We start from the raw sequence: 10,273 nt of genomic DNA, 5'->3' as shown, positions 1-10,273 counted from the left end.
GCGTTATTTCCCATCTTGTTGCATCAGGGCCTTGCGTAACTTCCCTGGCGACATGCCAAACATGCTCTGAAAGTGCCGAATAAAATGCGGCGCATCCGCGAAGCCACATTCAAAGGCGATCTCGCCGATCTGGCGATCGGAACTCACCAGCAGCCATCTGCCAAACCGGAGTCGGACCTGGCGGTAGAACTGGGCTGGGCTGTTGTTGGTTTCAGCGACAAACAGGCGTTCCAATTGCCGTTTACTGGTGCCGACCAGATGCGCAATGGCCTCGATATCCAAGGGGTGGGCCATGTGTTTTTCCATCAACATCACGGCTTCGTGCAGCCGGCGATTGGATGAGCTGGCGTACCCGAGCGCCTTGCGTCGGTCGACGAAACTGTTGGACGTGTTCTTTGCCACCGTCATCTGATGCACAACTTTGCCCGCACGATCCGGCCCGCAATGCAGGCCGATCAGATGAAGCGCCAGATCGATAACTGAAACCCCGCCCGCGCAGGTAATCCGGTCCCGGTCGATCAGAAAGTCTCTGTTGATGACAAAGCGCAACGTGGGAAACCGCTGCTTCCAGTCGTCGCCATGGTAGGCGTGGACGCACGCCGTTCGCCCCTCCATCAGGCCATGTCGCGCGAGCACGAAGCTGCCGGTGCACAGGCCGATCAATGGCACCTGTGCGGCCGCGGCCTGGTGGAGGAACGCGGGATAGGTTTTCGGCACCGCCTCGATGGAATCGAGCAATCCACCAATCACCACGATGTAGTCGAAACGCTCCGGGTCAGCGAGTTCGCTGTCGATCGGTACGTCCAGTCCGCTACTGGAAATGACTCTTTGCCCGGGTGTGCCGAGTACTTTCCATTGGCAGCGGATGGGGCGGCTTTGATCACCCGTATCGGCGGCATGCCGCAACGCATCGGTCAGCCCTGACAGCGACAGCAAGGGGAAGCGTGGCCACAACATGATGCCAATGGACAACTCGGCGGTGCCGCGGCGCATGGGTGGATGACGCGCCTGCCCATGATCGAGCCCGTCCACGAGGCTTTCCGGGGGTGTCACATTCTCTGTGCCGCCAGAATGTCGCAAATATTCAATCATTCGTGCAAAGCATCCAACAAGTTAGACCGCCGGTCCCACTACGATGGGCCTATGCGAAACGTTCTGCTACCACAATAAAAACGATCGAGGAGCAACCGATGACGACGTCCAAAATTCAGCGCTTTTCCGGTATTTGTGCCGGTTTACTGGTGTCCGTGTTGGCTACGGCACCGGTGTTCGCATTGGAGACAGTAGCGCCGGGAAGCCTGACCATCGCCTTCAGTGGTGATATGCCAGGAACAGGGTATCAAGATAGTCGGATGATCGGCTATGACGGTGAAATCATTCAACAAATTGCCGAAAAAATGGGCCTTAAGGTCAAGCCGGCATTGATGGAGTGGTCAGGGACGATTGCATCGGTGCAGTCCCAGCGCGTGGATGTCATGGCCGGCACGATGGGCTGGACCGAGCAACGCTCGAAAATCATGGCCTTGAGCGACCCGATCCACTACTTCAAGAACGGGATCACCCAGACAGACAAGACCAACTGGAACAGCCTCAAGGATTTGCAAGGTAAGAAAGTCGGCACCATCACCGGTTTTTCGTTCATCCCTGAGATGCGCAAGATCGATGGCCTGCAAGTCGCCCTGTACGACACGTCCGACGCGGCCGTTCGCGATCTGCTCGCCGGACGCATCGATGCGGTGATCGGCGACCCACCGGTCATGCAATACGCCATTTCCCGCAATGAGCAATGGCACCTGCATTTCAACGCCTTCGTCGACAACGATCCGAATTTCCCATTGCTGACTGGCTTGGGTCAGGTGGTGTTCGGCTTCAACAAGGCCAGTCCGGAACTGGTCGCGGCGGTCAACGCGCAGATTCAGACACTCTGGAAAAGCTGTGAGATGCGCAAGATCGGTGCTCGCTACGGCCTGACCCAGGATGTCTGGTTCATGCCCGAAGGCAAGGACCTGCGCCTGGGCGTCGACCGCCCAGCGGACTGGACGCTGCCCGGCTGCAAATAAGTGTGTGCGGCGATGGGGCGGATTCATGCCGATGCACCGACTCATCGCCATGCCTATAACAAAAAGAGGTTAGTCCAAATGTCGAGCCCGTCTGACGCCGCCTTGCTGCGCGTGCACGCATTACACAAGAACTATGGCGATCTGGAAGTGCTCAAGGGCATCAGCCTGGAGTTGAAGCCCGGTGAGACCCTGTCGCTGATTGGCCCAAGCGGATCTGGAAAGTCCACCTGCCTGCGTTGCATCAATTACCTGGAAAGGCCGACTAGTGGCGAAATCTGGCTGGGGAACGAGCTGATCGGGCAGGTCAAGGACGGTCAGCGTTCGCGCCTGATGAGTGACCGGGAGATGGCTGCGCAGCGCCGCGAGATCGCCATGGTGTTCCAGTTGTTCTATCTCTGGCCGCACTTGAACGTGCGCGACAACGTCGCGCTCGGCCCCATCAAGGTCCAAGGCATGCCGCGCAAGCAGGCGTATGAGTTGGCCGACGCGATGTTGGAAAAAGTCCATCTGCGGCACAAGGCCGAGTCTTATCCCGAGCAATTGTCGGGTGGTCAGCAACAGCGGGTCGCCATCGCCCGGGCTTTGGCCCAGCAACCGAAAGTGATTTTGTTCGACGAACCGACCTCGGCGTTGGATCCCGAGTTGGTCGGCGAAGTGTTGGCCGTGATTCGCGAGCTGGCGCAAGAGGGCCGCAGCATGATCATGGTCACCCACGAAGTGAGGTTTGCCCGCGATGTGGCGGACCGGGTGATCTTCATGGACGGCGGGCGCATTGTCGAACAGGGACCGTCGGCGCAAGTGATCGACAACCCTTGTCACGAACGTACCCGCAGCTTTCTTGGGCGTATGGCTGTGGAGAGCGCGTGATGGTGAATCTGCAAGCTTTCCTTGGGCTGTTGCCCTTGCTAATGAAAGGCGCAATGAGCGCATTGGAAATCGCCCTCTGCACCTTAGTGCTGGCCAGCGTGGGCGGTTTGGTACTGGCGGTTTTACTGACGTTCAGCCGATCGCGACTGGTACATGGCGCCATCGCCTGTTTCGTCGAGTGGATGCGCAATGTGCCTGCGCTGGCGCATCTGTTTCTGATCTACTTTGGGCTGTCCTATCTGGGAATCAATCTACCCGCGTGGCTGGCGGCCATCGTCGGTTTGAGCCTGGTAGGCAGCGCCGTGTTGGCCGATACTTTCCGAGCCGGCTTGCAATCGCTGCACGTCGGCCAGCATGAAGCCGGGCAGGCCATCGGCCTGCACCGCGTGCAAATTTTGCGCTACATCCTCTTGCCCCAGGCCCTGCGCGTTGCGTTGCCGGCTTATGCCAACTACGTCACGCAATTGATCAAGGACACGTCCATCGCCTCGGCCATTGCCGTGCCGGAAATCATGTTCCTTGCCCGCAATCTTGTGACATCCACGTTCCAGACCTCGCTGATTTATCTGGCGGTGATGTGCATCTATGCGGCGATGATCCTGCCAATTGGTGTGGGCTTCATCCGACTTGAACGTCATCTGGGGGCGGCGCGATGATCAGTTTTTTCCAGCAATACCCGGAATACTGGAGCGACTGGATCGCGCGCCTGCTACTCGGCGCACGGGTCAGCGCCGAGTTGTCCCTGACAGGCTTCGCCCTGGCGGCGATGTTGGGCGCGTTACTGGCCTGGGCGATGAAGAGTCCCAGTGTATTGCTCAAGCGTCTGGCCGTGTCATTCATCCAGGGGATGCGTGCGGTGCCGCTTCTGGCGTTGCTGCTGGCGCTGTATTTCTCCTTGCCCAGCCTCGGGCTGACGTTGTCTGGTTATTGGGCCGGGGCCATCGGTTTGGGCTTGCAGGGCTCGGCCTACGTCGCGGAAATCCTGCGCGGTGGGCTGGACTCCGTGCATCGAGGCCAACGTGAGGCGGCCATCGCCACCGGCCTGACGCCATTGCAAGCCTTCACCGCTGTGATCTTTCCGCAAGCCATTCGCGGCATGTTGCCGCCGTTGCTCAATGCCTACGTGTCGATTCTGAAGGACAGCTCCCTGTGCGCCTTGATCGCCACCGATGAGTTGATGCTGGCGGCCCGGGCCATCGCGTCCGAATCCTTTTTGCCGATGCATATTTTCCTGCTGGTGGGGTTGTTCTATTTCGTCATCGCTTTCCCTCTTTCTCTGTTATCGCGAGTGCTGGAAGTACGATTTTCTCGCGGACGCAAAACCATTCGAGGTTGAACACATGAACATCAAGGATCGAACCGCTTCCCACAGCATTGGCCAGTTGCGGCAAGCGCTGGAGTCCGGAACGCTCACGAGCGAGTCCCTGGTTTGCGCGCAACTGGAGCGGATCGAACGCTTCAACGGTCAACTCAATGCTTATGTCGAGGCCTATCCCCAGCGCGCGCTCGGTGCCGCCATCGCGGCCGACCAGCAGCGGGCTGCCGGTGTCAACCTGGGGCCACTGCATGGCATTCCAGTTGCGATCAAGGATTTGTTCGAGATCGATGGCAAGGCCATAACCGGTGGTTCGCTGGCGCAGGAGCCGCGTATCTCGCGGCTCACCGCCACGGCAGTCCAGCGACTGGAGCGTGCCGGGGCGATCATCATGGGCAAGACCCACACCGTTGAATTTGCTTTCGGAGGGTGGGGCACAAATGCCGTGATGGGCACGCCGTGGAATCCATGGGACGCCGATGTGCATCGTGCTCCAGGCGGTTCCAGCAGTGGTTCAGCGGTGGCTGTGGCCGGCGGGTTGGCAAGCGCGGCATTGGGCACCGACACCGGCGGCTCGGTGCGGATTCCTGCGGGTATGTGTGGTCTGGTTGGCCTGAAAACCACACGTGGGTTGGTTAGCCGTCACGGTTTGATTGAGTTGTGCCCATCGCTGGATTCGGTGGGGCCGATTACCCACACCGTCGAAGACGCCGCGTGGATGCTTGACGCGCTGCTGGGGCCGGACCCGCTGGATCCGGTCTCGGCCAAGTCACCAGTGTTCAGCGCCGCGGCAGGTTTGAACCTTCCGGTGGCCGGTCTGCGCATCTGGGTGCTGCCACAGACCGAACGCGTGCACATTGCCCCTGGCGTATTGGCAGCCTATGACCGGGGGCTTGACCAATTGGCCGCGCTGGGCATGCATCTGGTCGAACAACCGCTGCCGACTTCGCTGGAGCAGTGCATGCGCGTCGCCGGTGGCCTCATGAGTGCCGAAGGCTACGCCAGCCTTGGTAGCCTGTTCGAACGCGATGATCTGCGCTTCGATCCTCATGTGCAGCGTCGGGTACTGAGCGGGCGCGCCATCGACGCGGCGGCTTATATCGATTTGCACAACCAGCGACGTGTTGCCCGTCAAGCCATGGACGAGGCCATGTCCAATGTCGATGCTTGTGCATTCCCGACCAACGCCATTGGCAGTGTGCCGTTGAGTCAGGTCGATGAGTACGGTACGCCGCTGGCCTTGCTCGGCCGTTTCGCCAACCTGCTCAATCTCTGTTCAGTGGCGCTGCCGGTGGGCTTCGACGAACACCGTATGCCGGTCTCGATGCAGATCGTCGGGCGTGCTTTCGCCGAACCATTGGCCCTGCGGATCGCCCACGCTTACCAGCAAGTCAGTGATTGGCACCAACGGAGGCCTGTGGGTTGGGACCTCTCGGACAGGGTGGTGGCGTAATGGAAATCTGTGTCGTCGGCGCTGGAATCGTTGGCTTGAGCAGTGCCTGGTTTTTACACAAGGCCGGTCATAACGTTACCGTTATCGATCGTGCGGGGGAGGCAGGCATGGGCGCCAGCGCTGCCAATGGAGCGCAATTGAGTTACAGCTATGTGCAACCGCTGGCTGATCCCTCTCTGTTGCCGGGCATTGCAAAAATGCTGTTGGAGCGCAACGGACCGCTGAAGTTTTCGCCGCAATGGAGCCTGGAACAATGGCGCTGGTGTTTGGCATTTCTCGCGGCCTGCCGTACGTCCATTTCGCGCCAGACCACTGTCGAGTTACTGGAACTGGCGCAGGAAAGTCGGCTGGCGCTGGACGCCTTCATCAGTCAGGAAAAGGTGCAATGCGATTTCGCCCGTACCGGAAAACTGGTTCTCTACCCCGATGCTGAAAGCCTGCGCAAGGCCGGCGATCAGGTGAAGTTCCAGGCCGCCCAAGGCGCCAAACAACAAAAAATCCTCAGCCCCGCCGAAGCCTTGTCGATCGAGCCTGCACTTGAGGGCTATAAGAAGGCGTTTCACGGCGCGATCCATACCGACAGCGAATGCGCGGTCGATGGGCGCAAGCTTTGTCAGGAGCTTGCGAGATTATTGAGCAAGCAGGGTGTGCGTTTTCTGTTCGACAGTGAGGTTGCCGCTTTCCGACGTGAACGCGGGCGTATCACCGCGTTGGAGATCCACCACGCCATCGAAGGCCCAGCGCTTTTAGGAACGCAGGCGGTCGTGCTGGCGGCTGGTGCTTACAGTGCGGGGCTATTATCAGCGTTCGGTGTGCGCATGCCGGTCTACCCGCTCAAGGGATACAGCATTACGTTGCCGATCACTGATTCGATGAATGCGCCGACGGTCAGCGTCACTGACATGCGGCGTAAAACGGTGTTCGCCCGGATCGGCGATCGCTTACGCGTCGCGGGGATGGTCGAGTTGTGTGGGCTGGACACGTCGATTCCCGTTAAGCGTATCGAACAACTGAAAACCTCGACGCAGGCATTGTTCGGTTTGGGATGGAACGCCGATGATTGTCAGCCCTGGACCGGTTGGCGTCCGGCGACCCCCACCGGGCGGCCGATTCTGGCGGTCAGTGGTTGTGACAACCTGTACGTCAATTGCGGCCAGGGTGCGCTGGGCATGACCTTGGCATTCGGTAGTGCCCAGCGTTTGGTCCGACTGATCGGCAGCGCAGCGTCTTAACGTTCTTAATTCAGGGAGTAAACCCGATGGCAACGATTCAACGTTTTCAGAGCAGCGCGCGGATGTCCGGTGTGGTCAGTCACGGCGACCTGCTTTACCTCTCCGGCCAAGTGCCCACTGATCTGCAGGTTGGCATTGAAGAACAGACGCAGCAGGTGCTGGCCAAGATCGAAGCCTTGTTGTCGCTGGCGGGCAGCGACAAGGGCCAGCTTTTGAGCGCACAGATCTGGCTCAAGGATATTGATCGTGATTTCGCGCTGATGAATTCGGTGTGGGACGCCTGGCTGCCAGCGGACAGTGCTCCGGCACGGGCCACTGTTCAGGCACGTCTGGCGCGGCCTGAGGTGCTGGTGGAGATCATGGTTGTAGCGGTGAAACCTGCTTCTGGTGTTTGAGAGGGGCGGGGCGACTCATTTTTTCGGGTACAAAAAAGGCACTTGCGATAATCGCTAAGTGCCTGATTTGTTTAGCTTGTTTGGGCCGGGGTAATTTGAATTGGCTAGGTAAGTTATTGATTTATAACATTAGTGATGATTTTAATTTTTCGTTGGAATACCAATTGGAATACTGCACTCCACTTGACCACCCGTTTGCATTCGATCTGACCAGCACGCTTCGTAACTATGATTGGCAGTGAACTGGACACAGCGGACGGTCAGCGATTACCGGCACAGCCGCCGCAACCTATAAGGACGGCGCGGTCGCGACAGTGCTTCATGAGCGCGTTGCATCTGGGCTGTCTACGGAAGGAATGGCAAATAGATGCTCGGCGGCAAAGTCCACGAATACGCGGATTTTCGGTGAAAGATGGCGACTGGACGGCCACAATGCCCAGAACTGCCCTTGATCTTCGCTGTGACCGTCGAGCACCGTTTCCAGGCGCCCCTGGGCGATAGCTTCGCGCGCCAGGAAGTCCGGGACAAATGCGATACCGTGCCCATCCACCACGGCCATCAGCATGGCTTCCATATTGTTCAATGTCAGAGCGGTTGGCAGGCGCAACTGCGTGAACTGGGGGGCCGAAGACATACTCCAGTCCATTATTTTACCCGTCGTGACAAATCGGTAACGCAAGCACTCGTGATGCTCGAGGTCACTGATAGTGACGGGCCGTCCCTTACGCCGCAGATAGTCAGGCGATGCGCACAGGACAAACTTAAAAGGCCCCAATTTTCGGGCCATCAGCTTGGAGTCGGCCTGGCCGCCGCTGCGAATCACTACGTCAAAGCCTTCATCGATCACATCCACCAACTGGTCGTTGAAGTCCAGTTCCAGCTCAATCTCCGGATAGGTTTTGCGGAACCGCGCCATATGGGGCAAGAGAAAGCGATAACCGATGGTGGGCAAGCTGACGCGTAACTTCCCACGGGGTTCCTGTGTGGCATGGGAAAGCATCGACCGGGCATCTTGAAGATCGTCGAGGATCTTGCGGCAGCGTTCATAGAACAACTGTCCCTCCGCAGTCAGGCTGACTTTGCGGGTGCTGCGATGTAATAACCGCACATTCAGCGAAGCCTCAAGTTTGGCGACGTTTTTGCCCACGGCCGAGGCGGAAATCCCCAACGTCCTGGCGGCGCTGATGAAGCTGAGCGCTTCGGCGGTTTTTACGAATGAGATCACACCACTGAGACTGTCCAAAACTCGATTGCATCCTTTTGGTTCATTATAAGTGGAATAAAAGCCTATTTATCTTCGATTGTATCCTACCTAGAGTGTAAGAACGCTCGCGCGCCTCGACCTGGACAGTACGGACACTTCATAGATATGCAGGGAATCATCTGATGAACTCAGCTACCGAACCGCTGCCGGCCCCTGGCCGACATTCCATATTGGCTGCAATTTGCCTCGCTGCCTTGGTATTGCCCATGAGCTTTACCGGCGGGGCAGTAGCCACGCCGTTCATTGGGCAAACCTTTGATGCCCATCCCACGGAACTGGCCTGGATCACCAATGCCTTCATGCTTAGCTTCGGCAGCCTGCTGATGGCCGCCGGCACCCTCGCTGACCTCTACGGACGCAAGCGACTGTTCATGTGCGGCATGGCGTTGTTTGCACTGGTGTCGATCCTGTTGGCGGCGGTCCCCGATATTTTCTGGCTGGACCTGTTGCGTGGCGTGCAAGGCATTGCCGCGGCGGCAGCCCTAGCCAGCGGTTCGGCGGCACTGGCGCAGGAATTTGATGGGCATGCCAGAACTCGTGCTTTCAGCCTTCTGGGCACCACTTTCGGGGTTGGCCTGGCCTTCGGTCCGTTGTTATCGGGGTTGCTCATCGAGTACTTGGGCTGGCGCGCAATTTTCCTTTTCACGGCCCTGCTCGCCATCCTTTCCTTGATATTTGCCCTGCCGAAAATGCGCGAAAGCCGCGACCCGCAAGCACAGCGGCTGGATACGTCTGGTGTGCTGACGTTTTCCGGTCTGTTGGTTACGTTCACCACGGCGGTGATCCTGGCACCTGAGCAAGGCTGGGGCTCGCCGGTCATTCATGTACTGCTTGGAACGTCGGCGGTCTTTTTGCTGCTGTTTATCATTGTTGAGAATCGGGCAAAACATCCGATGCTGGAACTGGGGCTATTTTTGTTTCCGCGCTTTGTCGGTGTACAGATCCTGCCGATCGGCACCTGCTATTGCTACATCGTCTTGATCGTATTGCTGCCGTTTAGGTTTATCGGCGTAGAAGGGGCCAGTGCCTTTGAAGCGGGGCTGATGATGTTGGCACTCTCTGCCCCGATGCTGATTGTCCCTATCATTGCCGCGTCGCTAACTCGCTGGTTGTCGGCGGGCGTACTCTGCGCAATCGGCTTCGTGATCGCAGCGGCCGGGCTCTACTGGCTGAGTGTGATCCCGGTCGGCGCGCACGGGCAGATCCTCGCGGCCATGCTGCTGACCGGTATCGGTACAGGCCTGCCCTGGGGCTTGATGGATGGTTTGTCGATCAGTGTGATCCCCAAGGAACGGGCGGGGATGGCCGCCGGTATTTTCAACACGACGCGGGTGGCCAGCGAGGGTGTCGCCCTGGCGATCACTGTTGCGGTGCTGACGGCTCTGGTCGCACACCATCTGAGCATCAGTACCTTGGTCAAACTGTCCGCCGTTGACTATTCAACTATCGCGCAACGTCTGGTGATGGGCGATATCCAGCACGCGAGCACCGACGCCAGCCAAATCCCACTGACGATACTGCGCTCGGCCTATACCGCCGGGTTCAACACCTTGTTGCAACTGCTAGCGATGTTCACGCTGTTCACTGCCGCCGTGGTCTTTCTATTCCTGGGACGCCAAAGCGAAGTCTGCGTCGGTGCCGAATCCACGCCCGATGTCGCCCGTCTCTCATCGGATACCTGAAAGCC

General features: G+C 58.6%; 10 protein-coding genes. 8 read left to right on the top strand and 2 right to left on the bottom strand.

The annotated features are described in order from the left end of the window. Positions 1–3: 3 nt before the first annotated feature. A complete protein-coding gene (locus tag AACY31_RS25150) occupies positions 4–1,092 on the bottom strand; it encodes a GlxA family transcriptional regulator (RefSeq protein WP_339491803.1) in 1,089 nt (362 codons plus the stop codon). A 98-nt stretch (positions 1,093–1,190) separates the two neighbouring features. Here AACY31_RS25150 and AACY31_RS25145 point away from each other — a divergent pair, with 98 nt between their 5' ends. The 7 genes from AACY31_RS25145 to AACY31_RS25115 all read left to right on the top strand — a co-directional run bounded on the left by AACY31_RS25145 (position 1,191) and on the right by AACY31_RS25115 (position 7,322). After that, complete coding sequence (locus AACY31_RS25145) at positions 1,191–2,060, top strand: substrate-binding periplasmic protein (protein WP_339491802.1); 870 nt, start codon at positions 1,191–1,193, stop codon at positions 2,058–2,060. A 78-nt stretch (positions 2,061–2,138) separates the two neighbouring features. Further along, entirely contained in the window at positions 2,139–2,927 is a 789-nt protein-coding gene (locus AACY31_RS25140; RefSeq protein WP_339505256.1) for an amino acid ABC transporter ATP-binding protein, read from the top strand. Beyond that, complete coding sequence (locus tag AACY31_RS25135; RefSeq protein WP_339491800.1) at positions 2,927–3,583, top strand: amino acid ABC transporter permease; 657 nt, start codon at positions 2,927–2,929, stop codon at positions 3,581–3,583. Before AACY31_RS25140 ends, AACY31_RS25135 begins: the two co-directional genes overlap by 1 nt. Continuing rightward, positions 3,580–4,263, top strand: a complete 684-nt coding sequence (locus AACY31_RS25130) for an amino acid ABC transporter permease (RefSeq protein ID WP_339482319.1) — start codon at positions 3,580–3,582, stop codon at positions 4,261–4,263. Before AACY31_RS25135 ends, AACY31_RS25130 begins: the two co-directional genes overlap by 4 nt. Before the next feature lie 4 nt (positions 4,264–4,267). Continuing rightward, entirely contained in the window at positions 4,268–5,695 is a 1,428-nt protein-coding gene (locus AACY31_RS25125) for an amidase (RefSeq protein WP_339505254.1), read from the top strand. Next, positions 5,695–6,927, top strand: a complete 1,233-nt coding sequence (locus tag AACY31_RS25120) for a D-amino acid dehydrogenase (RefSeq protein WP_339505253.1) — start codon at positions 5,695–5,697, stop codon at positions 6,925–6,927. Before AACY31_RS25125 ends, AACY31_RS25120 begins: the two co-directional genes overlap by 1 nt. Before the next feature lie 26 nt (positions 6,928–6,953). Then, positions 6,954–7,322 carry a RidA family protein gene (locus AACY31_RS25115; RefSeq protein WP_339482316.1) on the top strand — a complete coding sequence of 123 codons (369 nt, stop codon included), beginning with the start codon at positions 6,954–6,956 and terminating at the stop codon, positions 7,320–7,322. A gap of 319 nt (positions 7,323–7,641) precedes the next feature. Here the strand turns inward: AACY31_RS25115 and AACY31_RS25110 are convergent, their stop codons facing one another. Beyond that, entirely contained in the window at positions 7,642–8,565 is a 924-nt protein-coding gene (locus AACY31_RS25110) for a LysR family transcriptional regulator (protein ID WP_339505252.1), read from the bottom strand. 143 nt (positions 8,566–8,708) lie between these two features. Here AACY31_RS25110 and AACY31_RS25105 point away from each other — a divergent pair, with 143 nt between their 5' ends. Next, entirely contained in the window at positions 8,709–10,268 is a 1,560-nt protein-coding gene (locus tag AACY31_RS25105; protein ID WP_339505251.1) for an MFS transporter, read from the top strand. The last annotated feature ends 5 nt before the right edge of the window (positions 10,269–10,273 follow it).

This window comes from Pseudomonas sp. RL_105y_Pfl2_101, from assembly GCF_963970585.1.
GTDB lineage: Bacteria > Pseudomonadota > Gammaproteobacteria > Pseudomonadales > Pseudomonadaceae > Aquipseudomonas.
The sequence above is the reverse complement of the archived record's forward strand: the minus strand, read 5'-3'. Positions and strand labels throughout refer to the sequence as shown.